Origin of the sequence: Frigidibacter sp. MR17.24 (assembly GCF_037095655.1) — a bacterium.
Lineage (GTDB): Bacteria > Pseudomonadota > Alphaproteobacteria > Rhodobacterales > Rhodobacteraceae > Frigidibacter.
This window is the reverse complement of the sequence record NZ_JBAWKE010000010.1, coordinates 1-20559: the sequence shown is the minus strand read 5'-3', so window position 1 is coordinate 20559 and position 20559 is coordinate 1. Positions and strand designations below refer to the sequence as shown.

Genomic DNA, 20559 nt, shown 5'->3' with positions numbered 1-20559 from the left:
CATGCGGCTCGCCGGTCCGCCCGGATCTCGATCCGTTCGATCCGTGGGCAAGCGGTGTCGTGGCCCCGATGTGGCTTTCTGCGGCATGCGCGGCGGGGCCCGGCTGCCGCAACGGCCTGAAACGCTGGAAACCCTTAAGCATTGGAAACAGAGTATTCCCGGCCTGTGCAGGGATCCGCAGCGGGACGGCAACAGCGTGCTTGCGCGGGGTGGGCGATGTGCTACCGTCGCCCGACATTGACCGGTCTCCTTCAGAATTCGGCGCACACCGGAGGGGACATCGCGTATGGCTGCACACTGGTCGCGCGCAGCGGACCGTCAGCCACGAGGATCATGAGCGATACCCGCCACTCTTCAGTGACACATCGAGATGGGATCGATCCGCTGCAGGTCGCCGACTTGTTGTGGGAACTGACCCTGAGGGATCTGCGCATCCGCTACAAGCGGTCGTCCCTGGGGCTGTTGTGGGCGCTGCTGAACCCTCTGGCGCAGATTGTCATCTTCTCGTTCCTGTTCGTGCATGTGATGCCGCTTGGCGTGGAGCATTACACGACCTTCGTCTTCTGCGGCGTGCTGTCCTGGAGTTGGTTCAGCACGGCCGTGATCGGGGCGGCCGGATCGGTGATCGCCAATCCGGAGTTGGTGAAGCGCCCGGGTTTTCCCGTCGGTGTCCTGCCCGTACTGAGCGTCACCAGCAACGCGGTGCATTTCCTGATCGCACTGCCGGTGCTGCTGGTTTGGGCCGCTTTCGACGGCGGCCGCCTCTCGGTCTCGCTCTTGGGACTGGTCCCGCTGATCGCGGTGCAGTTCCTGCTCTCCCTTGCCTGCGCCGTGCCGGTGGCGCGGCTCAACGTACGCTTCCGGGACACCCAGCATCTGGTGGCCGTCATCTTCATGGCCGCCTTCTACCTGACCCCGATCTTCTACAGCGCAGATCGCGTGCCGGGCGCTCTGCGTTCGGTCTACATGCTCAATCCGATGGCCATCCTGCTCGACGGGTACCGCAAGATCCTGATCTATGGCGAATGGCCCGATGCAGGGCCCATCATCGTCGTGGCAGCCATCGCCGCCGTGCTGCTGGCATGGTCATATCGTTCCTTCACCCGCGCCAGCATGCGCTTTGCCGAGGAACTGTGATGCGCGGGGCGATCCTTGCAGAGGGTGTGGGCAAGCGCTACCGCCAGCATCCGCCAAACCGGGCCAACACTCTGGCCGAAGCGATCCTGCAAGGCCTGCGGCGCACCCCCTCCACCTGGTTCTGGGGCCTGCGCGGGGTCAGCTTCAGCGTCGCGCCGGGGCGAACGGTCGGGGTCATCGGGCGCAACGGAGCCGGCAAGTCGAGCCTGCTGCGTTTGATCGGAGGGGTGGGTCGCCCGGACGAGGGACGGATCAGCGTCGTCGGACGGGTCGGGGCGCTGCTCGATCTGGGGGCCGGGCTGACCGACGATCTCACCGGGCGAGAAAATGCGGTGCTGGTGGCGATGATCGCCGGGATGCGGCGCTCTGAAGTGCTTGCGAAGCTCGACAGCATCATTGCCTTCGCCGAACTTGAGCCTTTCATCGACCAGCCGTTGCGCAGCTACAGCTCGGGTATGCGACTGCGGCTGGCCTTCGCGGTGGCCATCCATGTCGAGCCTGACATCCTGCTGGTCGACGAGGTCCTGGCGGTCGGTGACACCGCTTTCCAGCGCAAGTGCCTGGCGCGGATCGAGGACATCAAGCAGGCGGGCTGCACGATCTTCTTCGTGTCGCATGACGAGTCGATGATCCACGCGCTCTGCGACGAAGTGCTGTATCTGCGCCGGGGCGAGGTGGTGGCATTCGGGCCGACGGCAGAGGTGATGGCGCGCTATCGCGGCGACACCGACCACGCCGAAAGCGAGCCGGTGCGCGAGGTTGCAGAGGTGGCCGTCATCGGTGGTCGGCGCCTGCGTCTGCACGAAAACCGGTTCGGCACTCAGGAGGCGCAGATTGCCGCGGTTCGTCTGCTCGATGCGGCCGGCGCACCAGCCGAGCGTATCCTGAGCGGCGCCGCGCTGACGGTGGAAATGGACTGCCGGCGCATGAACGTTGCCGGCGGGGTGGTTCTCGGAGTGACGATCTGCACGGAAGATGACACCCCGGTCTTCGATACCAACACCGCTCTTCACGAGGTGGACGTCCTGGTTGCCGAGACCGAAGGACGGTTTCGGCTCGAGATCGCCCGGCTCGATCTGGTTCCGGGCCGCTACTTCGTCGATGTCGGCCTCTATGAGGCGGACTGGGAGAGGCTCTACGACAGGCATACGCATGTCTACGAGCTGGAGATCGTGGGAATCGGCTATCATTCCGGCAAGGGGGTGCTCGCGGCACCCTGTGCCTGGCAGCGCGATTTCTCTGATGCCGAGCAAGCCCGGCCCGGGCCTGCGGTTCGGATGTCGAAGCCGCCCCGGGAAGGTGCGGCATGACCGGCTCCTCTCCCCGGTACCGCCTGGCATCCCTTGATGAAGTCGCGGCGGATGTCCGGCCGACCATGGCCCTCGTTCCCGCCGGGGGAGAGGTCTGGGAAGACTTCCTCGACACGATCGGTCTCGATCTGGACAGGTTCTGCACCGAGGGGCCCGGCGGCTGGATCCTCGGCCATGTCCGGGCGCTGTCGTCGGAGGGTTGGCGCACAGCGATGATCCTGTTCTCCGGACGGATCAAGGCGGCCCGCTACTATCTTCAGCCGGAGAGCGGCGCGGTGATCGCCGTGCTGCCGGCGCCGCGATGGTATTTGGCCTTGCGCGGCCCGTTCGCGACCTACCACCAGGTCAACTTCGGCCCGCGGCGCCAAGGGGCGGTGGCAGTGCTGCGCCAGGTCATCGGTGCCGGGCTGTCGTTGTGCAGCACGCCGCGGCAGAGGTTCGACGCCACGCTGAGCCGCTTGGGTTGCCGAGCGATCATCGCCCAGGAATACGAATATTTCCGGCTGGATGCCTGTCTCGCGGCCGGACGGCGCAGCGGTCTCCCGGTCTTCGCCAGCTTTCAGGGCGGCACCCAGGACAGCAACGTGCTGAGCCGACGCTGGAAGCGTCGATCGCTCGAACGTTGCGCCGCATTGCTGATCGCCGCCTCCGACGAGGTTGCCCGGGTGCGTCGTGCCTACGGCAGCAGCGTGCGGATCCGGCAGATCTTCAACCCGGTCGACCTTGCTGACTGGCCCGGTCCGGAGGGCCGCGACGGCGAACGTCGGCGGCTCGGCCTGGCCGACGACGAGATCGCGGTGATGTGGCACGGGCGTATCGCAATCCATTCCAAGGGACTGGACGTGATGGTCGCGGCCTGGCGCCGGATGCGCGCCAGCCATCCGCATCTGAAGGCTCGCCTGTTTCTGAAGGGAACCGGTGAGGACGCGGGGGCCTTCGCGGCTCTGCTGACCGAAGCGAATTGTCCGTCGATCGACTGGGATGACCGGTTCGACACCGATCTCTCCTCGATCCGGCGCTTCCTGTCGGCCGGCGACATCTACGCCTTTCCCTCGCGCCTCGAGGGGTTCCCGGTCGCGCCGATCGAGGCGATGTCCTGCCACCTGCCGGTGGTGGGCGCGGATGCCTCGGGCGTGGCTGACATCGTCGGACCGGACGCGCCGGCCTGTGTGCCCTGCGGGGATGTCGAAGCGTTTGCCACGGCGCTCGCGGCGCTGATCTCCGAACCGGAGACGGCACGTGCGCGGGGCCTTGCCGCGCGCCGTCGCGTGGAGACCGCGCTGTCGGCCGCGGCTGCGGGAAAGGATCTGATGGCGCTGCTTCGTGAGCATGATGCCACGGGCGGAGGAACGGCCCATGCGCGACCTTGAGGCGGCCCTGCGCGACATGCGTCATCGCGGAGCTGTCCCGCCGGTGCCCACAGCGGCCGCGCGCCCGCTGTGGTCGGTGATGATCCCCGTCTTCAACGGGGCGTCCGACCTCGCCCAGAGCCTCGGCAGCGTTCTCGCTCAGGACCCGGGCCCCGAAATCATGCAGATCGAGGTGGTCGACGACTGCTCGACGGCCGACGATCCCGAAGCCGTCGTGCGCGCCTTGGCCGGTGATCGGGTGGCCTTCTACCGCCAGCCGGTCAACGGCGGCCATGCACGAAACTTCAACAGCTGCATCGCGCGTTCGAGGGGGCGGCTGGTGCATATCCTGCATGCCGACGATTGGGTCGGCACAGGCTTCTACCAGCACATGCAGGATCTGCTCGCGGCCTCTCCCGAGGCGGTGATGGGGTTCTGCCGTCACACAATCGTGGGACCGGACGGGCAGACCCAGCACGTCTCTCCGCTCGAGGTCGAGAAGCCGGGACCGATCCCGGGCTGGCTCGAGCGCATTTCCGGCCAGCTGCGCCTGCAACCCCCGTCGGTCGTCGTGCGCCGGGACGTCTATGAGGACGTCGGCGGGTTCGACACGCGGATGAAGAGCTGCGGCGAGGACTGGGAGATGTGGGTCCGGCTTGCCGTGCTCGGACCCGTCGTCTTCGAGCCGACCCCACTCGCCTTCTATCGCGATGCGCCTGCTTCGCTGACCAAGCGTTCGGTGCGCAGTGGCCAGAACATTCGCGATGTGCGCCGCGCGACGGACATTGTCGCCGGCTATCTGCCCGGGCCCACGGCCCCGGCGCTGGTGCGGCGCGCCCGCTTCTCCTGGGCAGAGTGGGCGCTTTACTGGGCCTGGCAGCAAGTCGAGGCCGGCGACCTGCGGGCCGGGTTCACGGCCCTGCGCCAGGCGGTGCTCTGCAGCCAGGATCCGTCAGTCCTTGGCCGTGCCGCCCGCATTGCCACGATCGGTGCACGGCGGCGCCTGCGTCATGTCTGGGCCAAGCCGAATGTCTGATCCTTCTTCCCATCGCGAGATATTGGCGCCGGTTGCCGACGGGCCGCGCCCGCTCTGGTCGGTGATGATCCCGACTTACAACTGCGCACACTACCTGCGCGAGACGCTTGCCTCGGTTCTGGCGCAGGATCCGGGACCAGAGGTCATGCAGATCGAGGTCGTCGACGATGCCTCGACCCTGGACGATCCGGAGGCGGTGGTGGCCGAACTGGGCCGAGGCAGGGTCGGGTTCCACCGCCAGCCGCGCAACGTGGGTCATGCCCGCAACTTCCGCACCTGCCTCGAGCGGTCGCGTGGAGAGATAGTGCATCTGCTGCACGGCGACGATGCGGTGGTGCCGGGCTTCTATGAGCGGCTTGGCGCGGGTTTCGCTACCCGGCGCGATGTCGGCGCGGCCTTTTGCCGGCATGTCATCGTCATGCCGGACAACCGGCCGGTCTGGACCTCGGAGCTCGAGCGCGAGACGCCGGGCGTGCTCGAGAACTGGCTGGAGCGCATCGCCGTGCGGCAGCTGATTCAGACACCTTCAATCGCGGTGCGCCGGGAGGTCTACGAGAGGCTGGGTTTCTTCGACACCCGGCTGACCTGGTCGGAAGACTGGGAGATGTGGTGTCGCATCGCGGCCAACTATCCCGTCTGGTACGAGCCGGAATGTCTTGCGCACTACCGGTTGCACGAGGGGTCGAGCACCTCGAACAAGATGCGCACCGGCGAGACACTTCGGGACGTGCGCCGCGCGGCAGGGATCATCGCCGGATATCTGCCATCGACCGCGGCACGGAGGGTATGGCGCATCTCGATGCGGCACTGGGCGCGCGATGCGCTGACCGTTCGGGTGCCCATCCTGCTGCGCGACGGCGAGATCAGGGGCGGTCTTGCCCAGTTGCGCGAGGCGCTGCGCTGCGACAGTTCCGCGCCGACGCTGCTGCGTGCCGCGTCGCTGGCCCCGCGTTTCGGGCAGGCGGCCCTCCGGGCCCTGACCGAACGAGTGGGCCAACGGGGGTGACGGGCGGGGTCGGTTCCGCGGGGACATCAACACGCCCGGGCTTGCGCGGCCCCACCGGGGCCACGGTCTCTCTCTCATCGGCGGGCCCTGACGCCTTCATGCGCCCCCGTCCCTCGCCCGGCCGGGAAACCGCAGCGGAAGACGTGAGCGTCGGACGATTCCGGGTCTCGGGGGGGGCTGGTCGATACCGGGAAGCCCGAACATTCCGGTTGTCGCCCTTCACGCCGCAGGACAGTGTGGCGCAGTGGGATGGCGACGGGATCGTTTCGGAAATGTCGGGGTCGAGTGTGAGGGTCCGGGGAGACCGGATGCGCTGCCATCCCGCCGCCGCGCTGTCGGTGATCGCAGCGCTGACCCCTGTTCCGGACGCCTGATGTCATCGACGACCGTCGCTTCGCCAGTGATCTCGGTGGTGGTGCCCTGCTACAATTCCGGATGGTCGGTGGGTGACACGCTGCTCTCGATCCGTGCTCAGAGCTTCCGCGATTTCGAGATCATCCTGATCGATGACGGCTCCACGGAGGATCTGTCCGAGGCACTGGCATCGCATCGTGCCGATCCGCGGCTGCGCGTCGTTCGCCAAGAGAACCGTGGGCTCGCCGGGGCCCGCAACCGGGGCCTGGCCGAAGCCCGCGCTGGTTACGTGGCCTTCATCGATGCCGATGATCTCTGGCACCCCGACTTCCTGAGCCGGTCGCTCGCCGCGCTCCGAGCCGACCTTGCGGCCCCCTATGCCTTCGCCCTCTGTTTCCATCTCGATGAGCGCAACCGTTATCTGGCGCCGTCGGTCTGGGAAGGATTGTCCCCCCGACACGACCTCATCGGTCTCGTCGACGTCAATCTCGTCGGAAATGGCAGCGCCTCGCTGTTCCGCACGGACGCGGTCCGTGCTGCCGGCGGCTTCGACGAGACGCTGCGCCTGCGCGGAGCCACCGGGGCCGAAGACTGGAAGCTCTGCCTGCAGATGGCCGCGCTCGGCAGGCCCGCGATGCTTGGCGATCCGCTGGTCGGCTACCGGCGCGTGCTGGCCGGGATGTCTCAAGGAGACCCACGACGCCAGATGCGCTCGGCCGAGCTGGTGATCGCCGACTTGGCGCCTCTGCTGCCCCAAGTGCCGCGCAGGTCCTGGCGCAATGCCCGGCTCATCATGGCGGGGTGGCTGGTGCCGGCCTATCATCGGGCCGGGCTGCATCTCGATATGGTCCTGCTGATGGCAGGGGCCTACCTTGCGGACCCGCTTTTCCTCCTCTCGGTCAATGTTCGCCTCGCGCATCGCCGCAAGCTGCGACAAGTGCTCGACGGGCTGCTGAAAAGAGTCCCGGACCAGCACGGCCAGCCGGTCGCGGCCCTTCGCGAGCCGGACGGCCGTCGTCCTTTCGCTTTCCTGGGCCCTTCCTGCGCGGCTGGCTCCTTGCCCGTTGCCGCAGGGCCCGCGCCGCCAAACGGCCTCTGACCGGAGAGGCCTGCCCCATCAGCCGCGCACCGAGGACCGCAGGTCTTGCCGTCGTGCGTGACGCCGCGGCTTCGACATCGACGGACCCCGCACAGGATCCGGAGCACCCTCGCCGCGGGGGGCTGCCTGCGCGCAGCTTTCACGTGACGGGCTTTGCGGCATTCACGACTGCGCGGCCGAGGTGCCGGGCCGGCTGGCGCGCCCAGATCCCGCTCGACGAGGATCTCGCATGGCTGCGCGACGCGATGGCTGTGGCCGGCACACCGAAAGCCGTCACCGTTCCGGGGCGATGCCGGTCGAGACGTCACAGGAGCCGACCGCCGACCCCGCGATCATGTCATGGGGTCAAGCTGACGCCTTGCTCCCGGACTGCTCGCACGAAGTGGTTTTTGCAGGCTTGGCCGATCGCGGCGGTTCCTTGACCTCGAATTCCTCGTGATACGAGCGCTCGACATTGACCTCCCACAGGTCGTGGCACTCGCCCATCAGGTTGCGCGCGGCATAGAGCGCCGAGAGCATCGAATGGTCCTGGTTGTTGTAGCGGTGCAGCCCGTTGCGGCCGACCGTCTGCAGGTTCTCGAACCCGTCGAGCCAGCCGCGCACCACCCCGAGCGCCTCCTGGTAGTCGGTGTCGTAGACCGGATAGGCCTTGGGCTGGCGGATCACCTTGGCCTTCACCACCGCCTCGGCCCGCCCGAGCCCCAGCTCCTCGAGCTCGCGCGCGGCGAGGTCGCGCAGGCCCTCGTCCGACATCGTCCAGAGATCGTCGCCCTCCTGGCAGAAATACTCCATGCCGATCGACGAGGTGCCGGGATCGGGCACCATGTCGGCCGACCAGGCGCGGAAGTTCTGGATCCGCCCGACCTTGACCCTTGTGTGGACGTAGATCCAGTTGTCGGGGAACGGGTCGGGATCCGCGAGCACCAGCGTCACGATCAGGAAGTCGCGATAGCGCAGCTTCTCGGCCGCGGCGCGCACCTCGGGCGGGGCCGGCGGGTCCATCGCCCGCACCAGCCCGCGCAGGTCCATCGAGTTGATGAAGCTCTCGCCCGCGATCTCGACCCCGGCCGGGGCGGGGCCCGGCTGGTCTTCCGGCTGCTCTCCCGGCTGGCCGCCGTCCTGAAGCGGGGTGGGCCGGGTCACGAGGCCGGTGACCCGCATCCCCTCGCGCCGGACCGTCACCACCTGGGTGTTCAGCGCCACCGTGCCGCCGCGGTCCTCGATCGCCGCCGCGGTCATCTCCCACATCTGGCCGGGGCCGAGGCGGGGGTAGTTGAAGGTCTCGATCAGGCTGCGGGTGTCGTTGCCGCCCTTGATCGAGACCATGATCGCCTTCCACAGGGTCAGGTTCTGGATCCGCTGCGCGGCCCAGTCGGCGCGGATCTGCTGCGGCGGCGTGCCCCAGACCTTCTGGGTGTAGCTGTGGAAGAAGTGCATGTAGAGCCGGCCGCCGAAGCGGTTGGTCACCCACTGGGTGAAGGTGTCCTCCTGCCGGTAGGGGCGGACCTTCCATTTCAGCAGGCTCAGCAGGATGCGGACCGTTTCATACAGGCCGATGTTCCTGAGCGCGTTCAGGGGCTTGAGCGGATAGTCGTAGAACTTGCCGCGGTAGAAGATCCGGCTGAGGCGCTTCACGCGGATGAATTCCGCGCCCAGCACCTCGTGCCACATCGCCTCGACCTCGGGGACCTTGGTGAAGAAGCGGTGGCCGCCGATGTCGAAGCGGTAGCCCTCGAGGCTCTCGGTGCGCGAGATGCCGCCCACCAGCCCCAGCGCCTCGAGCACGGTGACCCGGGTGCCGGGGCGGCGCTTCAGCAGCTCGTAGGCCGCCGTCAGCCCGGCGGGACCGCCGCCGATCATCACCACCCGGTCGCCGGGCGCCAGGCGGGCCGGAGTCTGGGCCGGGAGGGCGGGTGTCGGGGGACTGGTGTCGCGCTCACTCATGAACGTCTCCGTCGGCTGGCGGCGGCGGGGGCCGGGGCGAGGCGGGCCTCGGCCAGGCACCAGACGAAGCTGGCGGTGGAATAAAGGTAGTAGAGCTGGTGGAAGGCGAGCCCGCCGAGCGCGGTGCCGGGGCCGGCGGCGCGCAGGAGGTGAAGAAAGAGCGCGGCATTGGCGGCCAGCGCGGCCAGCGCGAGCGCCCCCGCGAGCGCGAGGCCCGGGCCCCGCGGCACCACCCCGGCGAGCGCCGCGACCAGCGCCAGCGCCAGAAGCCCGGCAAGGCCCGCGCGCGCGCGCTCGGCCCGGCCGATGTTGAGCGTGTCGCCCAGGCCCTCGCGCCCGGCGATCAGCCGGCCCCAGGGCAGGGCGCGGTTGCGGATGTCGTTGCGGATCGTCGGCAGCAGGCGCCAGCCCTTCAGGTGGCAGCCCTGCAGGCCCGGGTCGACGGCGATCTCGTGCCCGGCGCCGGCGATGCGGTAGCCCAGCTCGATGTCCTCGATCGAGGGGCGGGGATAGGCCTGGGCGTCGAAGCCGCCGAGCCGGGCGAAGAGATCGGCCCTGACCGCGCCGCAGCCGGCCCAGAAGGTGGTGGCGCGGGGCGCGGCGCGCAGGTGGTAGAAGCGGTGCGCGAGGTTCTTGTAGCGCGAGAACCAGTGCGGATCGGCGGGGTGGTCGTCATAGGCGCCGAAGACCGCGCCGACGGCCGGGTCGGCCAGCGCGGCGCGGATCCGCGCCGGGCCGGCGGGATCGGCGACGACGTCGCTGTCGACGAACCACAGGATCGCGCCCCGGGCCCGGGCGGCGGCGGCGTTGCGCGCCGCGGCGGGGCCGGCGTTGCGCGGCAGGCTCAGCACCGTCGCGCCGAGATCGCGCGCGATCGCGGGCCCGCCGTCGGTGGCGGCATCGTCGGCGACGATGACCTCGAGCACCTCGCCCGCCCGCTGCAGCGCGACGAGCGGCGGCAGCGCCCGCGGCAGGAAGGCGGCGGCGTCATGGGCGGGCATGATGATGCTGATCGTGCGGTCCGGGCCCTTGGATGGGGTCTTGTCTTCCATCAGCCGACCGAGCGCACCTTCCGCGACGCCGTGACCAGCCCCTGGCGCCCCAGGAGATCGTGGAAATGCGCGATGGTGCAGTCGAGCCCGCGCTCGAGCCCCACCTTCGGCGACCAGTCCAGAAGCCGCGCCGCCTCGGAGATGTCGGGCTTGCGCCGGGTCGGGTCGTCGGAGGGCAGCGGGAAGTGCCGGATCTCGGAGCGCGAGCCGGTCATCGCCACCACCATCCGCGCCAGCTCGAGCACGGTGAACTCGTCGGGATTGCCGATGTTGACCGGGCCCGTGACCTCGGGGGCGGTGCCCATCATCCGCACGATCCCCTCGAGCGTGTCGTCGACATAGCAGAACGACCGGGTCTGGCTGCCGTCGCCATAGAGCGTGATCGGCAGGCCCTGCAGCGCCTGGATGACGAAGTTCGACACCACGCGGCCGTCGTTGACCAGCATCCGCGGCCCGTAGGTGTTGAAGAGCCGGACCACCTTGATCTGCACGCCGTGTTCGCGGTGGTAGTCGAAGAAGATCGTCTCGGCGCAGCGCTTGCCCTCGTCGTAGCACGAGCGCATCCCGATCGGGTTGACGTTGCCCCAGTAGGCCTCGCGCTGGGGATGCTGGTGGGGATCGCCGTAGACCTCGGAGGTCGAGGTCTGCAGCACCGGCACGCCCAGCCGCTTGGCCAGCCCCAGCATGTTGAAGGCGCCGAAGACCGAGGTCTTCATCGTCTGGATCGGGTCCTTCTGGTACTGCGGCGGCGAGGCCGGGCAGGCGAGGTTGTAGATCATGTCGACCTCGACATGCAGCGGCAGGGCCACGTCGTGGCGGCGCAGCTCGAAGCGCGGATGGTCGAGCAGGGGCGCGACATTGCCCTGGCTGCCGGTCGAGAAGTCGTCGACGCAGATCACGCTTTTGCCCTCGTCGAGCAGCCGGCGGCACAGATGCGAGCCGATGAAGCCGGCGCCGCCCGTCACGAGCACGCGCTCACCCGAATAGGTCATGTCGACAACCTTCAAACCAAAGCCCGGGGGGGGCGGGGACAAAAACCGTCGCGGCTGGGGCCCAAATCCGTGGGGCCGCAAATGTGACGATCATGGGGCATTTATGTTTCGTAAACCAATTTGTGCGGTCTGGGCGGAGCATGCTTCAACGCGCGGGTCCCGCCCATGGGTTCCTTCGCCGAAGGTCCGGATCCGGCGCCGCGCGGCGTGCCGTCCGCGGCCCCGTCCGGCCGGCAGGGGCGGCGGCGCCCGCCGGGATGCATCCATTTGATACATATTTATTTTATTGGCGCCGCATCCCGGGGGCGACCGGGCGGAAACATGCCTAACAACCGGGGATTGTCGGGTTCTGGCGCCGCCGCGACGCAGCGGGATTTCGCGCGGACCGGCCGCGGCGCCCGCCGGAAACTATCACCGGGCTGGCAACACGATGTGAAATGCAATCGGATGGTTTCCATCTCAGGGTTAACGGCCCGCCGCCCGATCCCGCGCAAGCGGCCGGCGCGAATCGGTCCCGCTCCCGCGTCCACCACCGCGTCCACCATCCCCGGCCTCCCCCCGGCCTCCCCCCGGACCCCGAAAACCGCGCCGTCCCGCCGGGCCCCGGCCAGGTTTTTTGGGGGGATCGTCCAGGCGATCCCCCGGGCAGCATGGCCGGGACGGCCTCCGGCGCGCGCCACCGCGGTCATCGGCGGCGGCGCAGGGCCGCGGGCAGGGAGGCGGGGAGGGCGCCGAACGGCCGGGGGCGGCCCTTCAGGCTGACGGGGCGGGATCGCCGGGGGCCGTCAGTCGACAACCGAAAGCCGGGCGAAAGCCGGCAGAAAGCCAGGCGAAAGCCGGCCGAAAGCCGGACCGGAGAGAGAGCGGAAGACGGGAAAAGACGGGTCAAAAATTAACGGAAATTAATTATTGCTAAATTCGAAAACCGGGACCTATCATCGGGACATTCTCTCCAGAGCCCGGTGTCATGAAACCGGGCTTGGGCCAAAACCGGAATACTTTCTCGAAATAGATCCGAGCCGCCCTTTCCCCGGGGCGGACCAATCCCTGCTGTCCCAGCAAGCCCTGTTTTCTCAGGCGGTGTCATATGTATTGCAACCAGCAACTTCGTTGGACTTCGTAACGTGCGTGTCCTCATTACGGGAAACCTGGGATATGTCGGTCCCGCGGTCGTCCGCCAGCTGCGCCAGTCCAGGCCGGACGCCATCCTCCACGGCTTCGATACCGGGTATTTCGCCCATTGCCTGACCGGCACGGTGCGGCTGCCCGAGCGCGACCTCGATGCCCAGCTCTTCGGCGACGTGCGCAGCCCCCCGCCCGGCCTGCTCGAGGGCTATGACGCGGTGGTCCAGCTTGCCGCGATCTCGAACGACCCGATGGGCAACAGCTTCGAGGCGGTGACGCTCGACATCAACCAGGGCACCACCGTCAGCCTCGCCGAGGCCGCCGCCGCCGCCGGGGTGAGCCATTTCGTCTTCGCCTCGAGCTGCAGCGTCTACGGCGTGGCCGAGGGCGGCGCCCGGCGCGAGGAGGACCCGCTGAACCCGGTCACCGCCTATGCCCGCTCGAAGATCGGGGCGGAGCGGGCGCTGGCCGCGATCGGCGGCGGGGGCGGCGGCGGCATGACCGTCACCTGCCTGCGCTTCGCCACCGCCTGCGGCATGTCCGATCGGCTGCGGCTCGATCTCGTGCTGAACGACTTCGTCGCCTCGGCGCTGGCCTCGGGCAGGCTCACGGTGCTCTCGGACGGCTCGCCCTGGCGGCCGCTGATCGACACCGCCGACATGGCCCGCGCCATCGACTGGGCGATCGACCGCCCCCGCGCCGCCGGCGGGCCATGCCTGTCGGTCAACGTCGGCTCGGACGAGCGCAACTACCAGGTGCGCGACCTCGCCGCCGCCGTGGCCGCGGCCCTGCCCGGCACCGAGGTGTCGATCAACACCGCCGCCCCGGTCGACAGCCGTTCCTACAAGGTCGACTTCGCGCTCTGGCGCCACCTCGCCCCCGCGCACCAGCCGCGGGTGACGCTGGCGCAGTCGATCGCCGAGCTGATCGAGGGGCTGTCGCGCATGGGCTTCGCCGATGCCGAGTTCCGCGGCTCGCAGATGATGCGGCTCAAGGTGCTCGAGGCGCACATGGCCGCGGGCCGGCTGGACCGGACGCTGCGCTGGCAGGCGCCGGCGGCCGGGATCGAGGCGCCGCCCGAGCAACCGCCGCTGGCGATGGCCGCGGGAGGCCGGGGATGAAGGTCGCGATCCTCGCCGGGGGCTTCGGCACAAGGCTCAGCGAAGAGACCCAGATCCGGCCCAAGCCGATGGCCGAGGTCGGCGGCAAGCCGATCCTGTGGCACATCATGAAGATCTACGCCCACCACGGGCTGAAGGACTTCGTGATCCTCGGCGGCTACAAGGTCGACTTCATCCGCAACTACTTCATGGACTACCGCACCGCGCGCAGCGACTACACGATCGACCTCGGGACCGGGGCGGTCGAATGGCTCGACGGGCCCTGCGAGGACTGGCGGGTCACCGTGCTCGACACCGGGCCGGACTCGCTCACCGGCGGGCGGATCAAGCGGGCGCGCAAGCATCTCGAGGGCGAGACCTTCTGCCTGACCTACGGCGACGGGGTCAGCAACGTCGACATCCCGCGCCTGATCTCCTACCACAAGAGCCAGGACGTCTGGTGCACGCTCACCGGCGTCACCCAGCCCGGCCGCTACGGCGTGATCCAGATGGCCGAGGACGGCCAGCGCGTCGCGGGCTTCGGCGAGAAGCGCCAGGGCGACGGCGGCACGATCAACGGCGGCTTCTTCGTCTGCGAACCGCAGGTCTTCGACCTGATCGACGACGACCAGACCACCTGGGAGGCCGAGCCGATGGAGCGGCTGATCGATCGCGGCAAGCTTGCGAGCTATGTCCACGACGGCTTCTGGCAGAGCATGGACACGCTGCGCGACAAGCACGTGCTCGAGGCGGCCTGGGCCAGGGGCGACGCGCCCTGGAAGGTCTGGGCCGACTAGACCCCGGGCAAGCAGACCCCGGGTGAGCGTATCCCGGGCGACCATCCGGCCGGCCGACCCGGCCAAGCGGTCTTCGCCGGCGGGGCGCAGGTCCCCCGGCGAAGGCGATCCTGACCACAGTAGCGGTATAAGTTGCGGAGAGACCGACACCGATGATCATCGTCGACACGGTTCTGAAGCGGCGCGAGGCCGAGGGGCGACCGATCCGGGTCGCGATCATCGGCGCGGGCCAGCAGGCGCGGGGCATCGCCCGCTCGATCGAGCATTCGACGCCCGGCATGACGGTGGTCGCGGTCGCCAACCGCACGCCCGAGCGCGGGCTGAAGGTGCTGGGCGAGCTGGGGCTCGAGAGCGTGAGCTGCACCACCGCCGGGCAGATCTCGGCCGCGATCGCGGCCGGGCAGCGCGCCTTCACCACCGATGCCTGCCTGCTGGGCCAGGCGCAGGGCATCGACGCGGTGGTCGAGGCGACGGGGCAGCTGGAAAGCTCGGCCCGCGCGATCCTGGCGGCGATCGAGGGCGGCAAGCACCCGATCCTGATGAATGCCGAACTGGACGCCACCGTGGGCCCGGTGCTGAAGCTGAAGGCCGAGGCGAGGGGCCTGTGCTACACCGCCGCCGACGGCGACCAGCCCGGCGTCGCGGGCAACCTGCTGCGCTTCGTCGAGGGCATCGGCGTGCGCCCGGTCTGCGCGGGCTCGATCAAGGGCCTGCACGACCCCTACCGCAATCCCGCGACCCAGGCCGCCTTCTCGGCCAAGTGGGGGATGACCCCCGCCATGGCCGCCTCCTTCGCCGACGGCACCAAGATCTCGTTCGAACAGGCGATGATGGCCAATTCGCGCGGGCTGAAGGTGGCGAAACAGGGCATGACCGGCCCCGATTTCTCGGGCGGCGACCCCTATGCGCCGCTGGTCACGCTCGAGGAGGCGACGGCGGCGCTGCACCCGGTGCTCGACGCCCATCTCGCCGCCGGCGGCCCCGGGCTCGTCGACTACGTGATCGGCGCGCGCCCCAATCCCGGCGTCTTCGTCATCGGCACGATGGAGGACCCGGCGCAGAAGCACCTCCTGGCCTATTACAAGCTCGGCCCCGGCCCCTACTACCTGTTCTACGCCCCCTATCACCTGTGCAACTTCGAGACCCCGTTCTCGATCGCGCGCGCGGTGCTGTTCGGCGACCCGACCCTCGCCCCCTCGGGCGCGCCCTCGGTCGCGGTGGCGGGGCTGGCCAAGAAGGACCTGGAACCGGGCGAGATCATCGACGAGCTGGGCGGGTTCGAGGCCTACGGCGTGCTCGAGAACATCGAGACGATGCGCGCCGAGGGGCTGATCCCGCTTGGCATCGCCGTCGGCGGCAGGCTGCGCCGCCCGGTTGCCAAGGACCAGCCGCTGACCTTCGCCGACATCGAGCTGCCCGAGGGCCGCACCATCGACGCGCTCCATGCCGAGCAGGAGGCGCTCTTCGCCCCCGCCACGCCCGAGGAGGTGCCGGCATGATCTTCCACCCCACCACCCTCGCCGACTGCTGGCTGATCGACCTCGAGCCGCGCGGCGACGAGCGGGGCTTCTTCGCGCGCACCATGTGCCGCGACGAATTCGCGGCCCATGGCATCGTCACCGACTATGCCCAGCAGAACCTGTCGCTGTCGCGCGAGACCGGCACGCTGCGGGGCATGCATTTCCAGCGCGGCGAACATGTCGAGGCCAAGCTCGTGCGCGCGATCCGCGGCACGATCCTCGACGTGATCGTCGATCTGCGCGAGGGCTCGCCGAGCCACATGAGGCACGAGGCCTTCGAGCTGTCGGGGGACAACCGCCGCGCGCTCTACGTGCCGCCGGGCTTCGCGCACGGGTTCCAGACGCTGACGCCCGACTGCGAGGTGCTCTATTCGGTCTCGGCGCCCTATGCGCCGGGGGCCGAGGGCGGGCTGCGCCACGACGACCCGGCGCTCGGGATCTCCTGGCCGCTGCCGGTCGCGGTGATCTCGCCCAAGGATGCCGCCTGGCCGCTGCTGGCCGAGCGCGCGGAAGCGCTGCCGTTCTGATCCGCCACCGGGAGAGGGTCGCAGATGACGACGCAAAGACGGTTCCTGGTGCTGGCGCGGACGGGCGACAAGTCGCTGCACGAGCGCTGGCTGGACGATGACGGCCCGGGGCGGAGCTGGGACCTGCAGCTGAATTCCTATGCCCGCGACCCGTCGAAGGCGGCCGACCAGGACCTGCCCACGGTCTTCGACCACGGCACCAAGTGGGACAGCATCGTGCGCCACTTCCGCGCCGACCCCGGGCTGCTCGAGCGCTACGACTACGTGATGCTGCCCGACGACGACGTGCTGATGACCACTGCGGGCATCGACCGGCTGTTCGCGATCGCGGTCGAGCATGCGCTGGTGATGGCGCAGCCGGCGCTGACGCTCGAGAGCTACATCTCCTATCCGATCCTGCTGCAGACCCCGGGCTTCGTGCTGCGCTATTCGACCTTCCTGGAATCGATGGCCTGCTGCATCCGCTCGGACTACCTGCGCCGGCTGCTGCCGATGTTCGAGCGCCATTACACCGGCTGGGGCACCGACCTGGTCTGGGCGCTGCTGATGGAGAGCCCGGCCTGGCGCGCCGCGGTCGTCGACGCGGTGCCGATGACCCATACCCGGCCGCTCTATACCGGGCCGCTCTATTCCAGCTATGCCGAGGGGATCTCGCCCCAGGCCGAGATCCAGGCCTTCCGCGGCGCCTTCGAGAACTTCCCCGAGGCGATGCAGGTCTATGGCGGGGTGCTGGCGAACGGGCGGCGCGTGCGCTCGACCGAGGCGCGGCTGCGCAACGCGGTCGGGCTGGCGCGGATCGCGGGGCGCTCGAAGCTGCCGAAGAATGGCTATCGCATGGCGCTGGCGCTGGCCGGGCGCGCGGTGGTGACGCCGCATTTCCGGCCCAAGCAGCTGATCGCCCGCACCGGGTCGGAAATGGCCGAGCTGGGCCTCGGGCGCAGGCCCACCCAGCCCTGAGCCCGACCCCAAGCCTGGCCCCGAGTCTGGCCCCAAGCCTGGCTCCGGCCGACCCGGCATGCCCCGGGGACGGGCCGCGCGCGCACACCCGGGGTCGGGCGGCGCGCGGGGCGCCGCAATCGAGGGTGGCGCGCCGTTTCCGCGGGCATTCGGTGCGGATAGCTTGTGTTATGTCACCAGATCCCGGTTGTCGCTTGCTGCACTGCAACATCACCGCGTGGACATGGCCCGCGTGCGTGTTAGGTTGCGCGCGACGTGAACGAACGGAGATCCTGGTCAGGTGCAGATCCAAGACACGACCCTTCCCGGGGTGAAGATCCTCGAGCCGCGCCGGTTCGGGGATGATCGCGGCTACTTCTCGGAAGTCTGGAACCGCGCCACCCTCGCGTCGCATGGCATCGACATCGACTTCGTGCAGGACAACCATTCGCTGAGCCGGATCCAGGGCACGGTGCGCGGCCTGCATTTCCAGGCGCCGCCCCATGCCCAGGACAAGCTCGTGCGCTGCGGCGCCGGCGCGGTCTGGGACGTGGCCGTCGACATCCGCCGCGGCTCGCCGACCTACGGCCAGTGGTTCGGCACCGAGCTTTCGGCCGCGAACGGCCGCCAGCTGCTGATCCCCAAGGGCTTCCTGCACGGCTTCTCGACGCTCACGCCCGATGCCGAGCTTCTGTACAAGTGCTCGGACGTCTATGCCCCCGACTGCGACGGCGCGGTGCGCTTCGACAGCCTCGGCATCGACTGGAAGATCGACACCGCCGCGGCGCTGCTGTCCGACAAGGACGCCAGGGCGCCCCTGTTCGCCGATTTCGACAGCCCGTTCGTCTACGAGGGAGAGACCGCATGAAGATCCTGATCACCGGCGGCGCCGGCTTCATCGGCTCGGCCGTCGTCCGTCTCGCCGTCGCGCGCGGCCACGAGGTCGTCAATCTCGACGCGATGACCTATGCCGCCTCCGAGACCAACGTGGCCTCGGTCTCGGGCTCGAACCTTTACAGCTTCGAGAAGGCCGATATCCGCGACCGCGCCGCGCTTGACAGGATTTTCGCCTCCCACAGACCCGATTGGGTGATGCATCTGGCTGCGGAAAGCCACGTGGACCGGTCGATCGACGGGCCCGCGGACTTCATCGAGACCAATGTCACCGGCACGTTCAACATGCTCGAGGCCGCGCGGAGCTACTGGGTGGCGCAAGGAAAGCCGGACAGCTTCCGCTTCCACCACATCTCGACCGACGAGGTCTTCGGCTCGCTGCCGAACGACCCGCAGGTCAAGTTCACGGAAGACACGCCCTACGATCCGCGCTCGCCCTATTCGGCCTCGAAGGCCTCGTCCGACCACCTGGTGCGGGCCTGGCACGAGACCTATGGCCTGCCGGTGGTGCTGACCAACTGCTCGAACAACTACGGGCCGTTCCACTTCCCCGAAAAGCTGATCCCGGTGGTGATCCTGAACGCGCTGGCCGGCAAGCCGCTGCCGATCTACGGCCGCGGCGAGAACATCCGCGACTGGCTCTACGTCGAGGACCATGCCGACGCGCTCTTGCTGGTGGTGGAAAAGGGCGAACTCGGGCGCAGCTACAACATCGGCGGCGAGAACGAGCGCACCAATCTCGAGCTGGTGAAGACGCTGTGTTCGATCCTCGACACGCTGAAGCCGGCCGCGAAGCCCTATGCCGAGCAGATCACCTTCGTCACCGACCGCCCCGGCCATGACGCGCGCTACGCGATCGACCCCTCGCGGATCCGGTCCGAGCTGGGCTGGCGGCCGAGCGTGACGGTCGAGGAGGGCCTGACGAAGACCGTGCAATGGTATCTCGACAACGAGGCCTGGTGGCGCCCGCTGCTCGAGCGCAAGGGCGTGGGCGTGCGCCTGGGCGTGCAAGCCGCAGGCGAGACGGCAGCCTGAACGGTCGGTCACCGGCCCATTTCCCGCCTGGATTGAAATCTTGCCCAGGAATCGCCTCTTTGCACGGAAGCGGCGATGGAACCGTTTTCTCTTCTGAAGCGATATCCAATGCCCCCAAGACGAACCGTCTTGGGGAGCAGGCCGCAAATCCCTCCCAGGCGTGTCTATGTGCATGAACGGAAACGGAAACCATATCATGCAAGCGCGCGGCGGCACGGGGATGGGAGGCATCGCGAGGTTTTTTTTCTGCGCTGCGGAATGATTAGACCTAGACATGCAGCCACCTCCTGCGACCTCATCCTCCTATTGAGTGGATCAACGAAAATTCATTGAAGGCCCGAAGTCAGCACATGTCCGGACTCTCCATCGTCGTCCCCGTCCTCAATGAGGAGGAGGCGATCCCGCTCTTCCTGGAACGGATGACCCCGATCCTTTCCGGCCTCGGCCTGCCCTACGAGATGGTCTTCGTCGACGACGGCTCGAAGGACCGTACCTGCGAGGTGATCGCGGCCGCGCATGCCGCCGACCCTTCCGTCCGGCTGGTGCGGCTCAGCCGCAACTTCGGCAAGGAGGCGGCGATGACCGCCGGGCTCGAGGCCACCTCGGGCGCCGCGGTGATCCCGATGGATGTCGACCTGCAGGACCCGCCCGAGCTGATCGCCGACTTCGTCCGGCTCTGGCGTGACGAAGGTTTCGACGTGGTTTGCGGCAAGCGGGTCAGCCGCGATGCCGACACCGGCACCAAGCGCGCCACCGCGGGCCTGTTCTATCGGGTCTTCAACCGCGTCTCCTCGCTGCAGATCGAGCCGAACGTGGGCGATTTCCGGCTGATGAGCCGCGCCGCGGTCGACGCCACGCTGCGCCTGCGCGAGCGCAACCGCTTCATGAAGGGGCTCTTCGCCTGGGTGGGCTTCCGCACCACCACCGTGCCCTACACCCGTCCGCCCCGCGCCGCGGGCGAGACCAAGTTCAACTACTGGAAGCTGTGGAACTTCGCCATCGACGGGCTGACCAGCTTCTCGACCGTGCCGCTCCGGGTCTGGACCTATGTCGGCGGCCTGGTCGCGGCGATCGCGGTGACCTACACGCTGATCATCATGGTGCGCACGATGATCTTCGGCACCGACGTGCCCGGCTATGCCTCGCTGATGGTGGTGGTGCTGCTGCTCGGCGCGGTGCAGCTGATCTCGCTCGGGGTGATCGGCGAGTATCTCGGCCGGCTCTACATCGAGACCAAGCAGCGCCCGATCTACCTGGTGCAGGAGACGCTGGGCCTCGGCGCGCCCGACCCGCGGCGCGAGACCGGCGAGAGCCGGCCGCCGGTGGCGGCGCGGGCGGCCGAATGA

At 68.7% G+C, this 20559-nt stretch carries 17 protein-coding genes; 14 read left to right on the top strand and 3 right to left on the bottom strand.

Annotation, left to right across the window (positions count from 1 at the left end; translation table 11 throughout):
* The first annotated feature begins 333 nt into the window (after positions 1-333).
* The 6 genes from V8J39_RS20495 (at position 334) to V8J39_RS20470 (ending at position 7291) form a co-directional block, all read left to right on the top strand.
* The gene (locus V8J39_RS20495; protein WP_336462832.1) at positions 334-1137 is read left to right on the top strand and encodes an ABC transporter permease; all 804 of its coding nucleotides are present in this window, start codon (positions 334-336) and stop codon (positions 1135-1137) included.
* A complete protein-coding gene (locus V8J39_RS20490) occupies positions 1137-2447 on the top strand; it encodes an ABC transporter ATP-binding protein (RefSeq protein WP_336462831.1) in 1311 nt (436 codons plus the stop codon). Before V8J39_RS20495 ends, V8J39_RS20490 begins: the two co-directional genes overlap by 1 nt.
* Positions 2444-3817 carry a glycosyltransferase family 4 protein gene (locus V8J39_RS20485; RefSeq protein WP_336462830.1) on the top strand — a complete coding sequence of 458 codons (1374 nt, stop codon included), beginning with the start codon at positions 2444-2446 and terminating at the stop codon, positions 3815-3817. Before V8J39_RS20490 ends, V8J39_RS20485 begins: the two co-directional genes overlap by 4 nt.
* Positions 3804-4832 carry a glycosyltransferase family 2 protein gene (locus V8J39_RS20480; protein ID WP_336462829.1) on the top strand — a complete coding sequence of 343 codons (1029 nt, stop codon included), beginning with the start codon at positions 3804-3806 and terminating at the stop codon, positions 4830-4832. The genes V8J39_RS20485 and V8J39_RS20480 overlap by 14 nt, the downstream gene beginning before the upstream one ends.
* Entirely contained in the window at positions 4825-5838 is a 1014-nt protein-coding gene (locus V8J39_RS20475; RefSeq protein WP_336462828.1) for a glycosyltransferase family 2 protein, read from the top strand. Before V8J39_RS20480 ends, V8J39_RS20475 begins: the two co-directional genes overlap by 8 nt.
* Before the next feature lie 373 nt (positions 5839-6211).
* Entirely contained in the window at positions 6212-7291 is a 1080-nt protein-coding gene (locus V8J39_RS20470; RefSeq protein ID WP_336462827.1) for a glycosyltransferase family 2 protein, read from the top strand.
* A 345-nt stretch (positions 7292-7636) separates the two neighbouring features.
* Here V8J39_RS20470 and V8J39_RS20465 read toward each other — a convergent pair whose 3' ends face one another.
* From V8J39_RS20465 to V8J39_RS20455, 3 genes are read right to left on the bottom strand one after another with little or no spacing between them, the layout of a single operon-like run.
* Complete coding sequence (locus V8J39_RS20465; protein WP_336462826.1) at positions 7637-9235, bottom strand: NAD(P)/FAD-dependent oxidoreductase; 1599 nt, start codon at positions 9233-9235, stop codon at positions 7637-7639.
* Positions 9232-10287, bottom strand: a complete 1056-nt coding sequence (locus tag V8J39_RS20460) for a glycosyltransferase (protein ID WP_336462825.1) — start codon at positions 10285-10287, stop codon at positions 9232-9234. The genes V8J39_RS20465 and V8J39_RS20460 overlap by 4 nt, the downstream gene beginning before the upstream one ends.
* A complete protein-coding gene (locus tag V8J39_RS20455; RefSeq protein WP_336462824.1) occupies positions 10287-11279 on the bottom strand; it encodes a UDP-glucuronic acid decarboxylase family protein in 993 nt (330 codons plus the stop codon). The genes V8J39_RS20460 and V8J39_RS20455 overlap by 1 nt, the downstream gene beginning before the upstream one ends.
* A gap of 1124 nt (positions 11280-12403) precedes the next feature.
* Between V8J39_RS20455 and V8J39_RS20450 the strand changes: the two genes are divergently transcribed.
* From V8J39_RS20450 to V8J39_RS20415, 8 genes are all read left to right on the top strand, one after another.
* The gene (locus tag V8J39_RS20450) at positions 12404-13525 is read left to right on the top strand and encodes an NAD-dependent epimerase/dehydratase family protein (protein ID WP_336462823.1); all 1122 of its coding nucleotides are present in this window, start codon (positions 12404-12406) and stop codon (positions 13523-13525) included.
* Positions 13522-14301 (top strand): glucose-1-phosphate cytidylyltransferase, encoded by a 780-nt coding sequence (rfbF, locus tag V8J39_RS20445; RefSeq protein ID WP_336462822.1) that lies wholly within the window; start codon positions 13522-13524, stop codon positions 14299-14301. The genes V8J39_RS20450 and rfbF overlap by 4 nt, the downstream gene beginning before the upstream one ends.
* Positions 14302-14453: 152 nt before the next feature.
* Complete coding sequence (locus V8J39_RS20440; protein ID WP_336462821.1) at positions 14454-15800, top strand: NAD(P)H-dependent oxidoreductase; 1347 nt, start codon at positions 14454-14456, stop codon at positions 15798-15800.
* Positions 15797-16348, top strand: coding sequence for a dTDP-4-dehydrorhamnose 3,5-epimerase (gene rfbC / locus V8J39_RS20435; RefSeq protein ID WP_336462820.1), 552 nt, complete (start codon positions 15797-15799; stop codon positions 16346-16348). The genes V8J39_RS20440 and rfbC (V8J39_RS20435) overlap by 4 nt, the downstream gene beginning before the upstream one ends.
* A gap of 24 nt (positions 16349-16372) precedes the next feature.
* Positions 16373-17305: a hypothetical protein gene (locus tag V8J39_RS20430; protein ID WP_336462819.1), complete on the top strand. Its 933-nt coding sequence runs from the start codon at positions 16373-16375 to the stop codon at positions 17303-17305.
* Between the two features lie 280 nt (positions 17306-17585).
* Positions 17586-18152, top strand: coding sequence for a dTDP-4-dehydrorhamnose 3,5-epimerase (gene rfbC, locus V8J39_RS20425; protein ID WP_336462818.1), 567 nt, complete (start codon positions 17586-17588; stop codon positions 18150-18152).
* Complete coding sequence (gene rfbB / locus V8J39_RS20420) at positions 18149-19213, top strand: dTDP-glucose 4,6-dehydratase (RefSeq protein ID WP_336462817.1); 1065 nt, start codon at positions 18149-18151, stop codon at positions 19211-19213. Before rfbC (V8J39_RS20425) ends, rfbB begins: the two co-directional genes overlap by 4 nt.
* Before the next feature lie 350 nt (positions 19214-19563).
* Positions 19564-20559 (top strand): glycosyltransferase family 2 protein, encoded by a 996-nt coding sequence (locus V8J39_RS20415; protein ID WP_336462816.1) that lies wholly within the window; start codon positions 19564-19566, stop codon positions 20557-20559.

Coding starts and splice junctions, on each gene's coding strand:
- V8J39_RS20495 (WP_336462832.1), top strand. CDS start 334: ATGAGCGATACCCGCCACTCTTCAGTGACACATCGAGATGGGATCGAT.
- V8J39_RS20490 (WP_336462831.1), top strand. CDS start 1,137: ATGCGCGGGGCGATCCTTGCAGAGGGTGTGGGCAAGCGCTACCGCCAG.
- V8J39_RS20485 (WP_336462830.1), top strand. CDS start 2,444: ATGACCGGCTCCTCTCCCCGGTACCGCCTGGCATCCCTTGATGAAGTC.
- V8J39_RS20480 (WP_336462829.1), top strand. CDS start 3,804: ATGCGCGACCTTGAGGCGGCCCTGCGCGACATGCGTCATCGCGGAGCT.
- V8J39_RS20475 (WP_336462828.1), top strand. CDS start 4,825: ATGTCTGATCCTTCTTCCCATCGCGAGATATTGGCGCCGGTTGCCGAC.
- V8J39_RS20470 (WP_336462827.1), top strand. CDS start 6,212: ATGTCATCGACGACCGTCGCTTCGCCAGTGATCTCGGTGGTGGTGCCC.
- V8J39_RS20465 (WP_336462826.1), bottom strand. CDS start 9,235: ATGAGTGAGCGCGACACCAGTCCCCCGACACCCGCCCTCCCGGCCCAG.
- V8J39_RS20460 (WP_336462825.1), bottom strand. CDS start 10,287: ATGGAAGACAAGACCCCATCCAAGGGCCCGGACCGCACGATCAGCATC.
- V8J39_RS20455 (WP_336462824.1), bottom strand. CDS start 11,279: ATGACCTATTCGGGTGAGCGCGTGCTCGTGACGGGCGGCGCCGGCTTC.
- rfbF (WP_336462822.1), top strand. CDS start 13,522: ATGAAGGTCGCGATCCTCGCCGGGGGCTTCGGCACAAGGCTCAGCGAA.
- V8J39_RS20440 (WP_336462821.1), top strand. CDS start 14,454: ATGATCATCGTCGACACGGTTCTGAAGCGGCGCGAGGCCGAGGGGCGA.
- rfbC (WP_336462820.1), top strand. CDS start 15,797: ATGATCTTCCACCCCACCACCCTCGCCGACTGCTGGCTGATCGACCTC.
- V8J39_RS20430 (WP_336462819.1), top strand. CDS start 16,373: ATGACGACGCAAAGACGGTTCCTGGTGCTGGCGCGGACGGGCGACAAG.
- rfbB (WP_336462817.1), top strand. CDS start 18,149: ATGAAGATCCTGATCACCGGCGGCGCCGGCTTCATCGGCTCGGCCGTC.
- V8J39_RS20415 (WP_336462816.1), top strand. CDS start 19,564: ATGTCCGGACTCTCCATCGTCGTCCCCGTCCTCAATGAGGAGGAGGCG.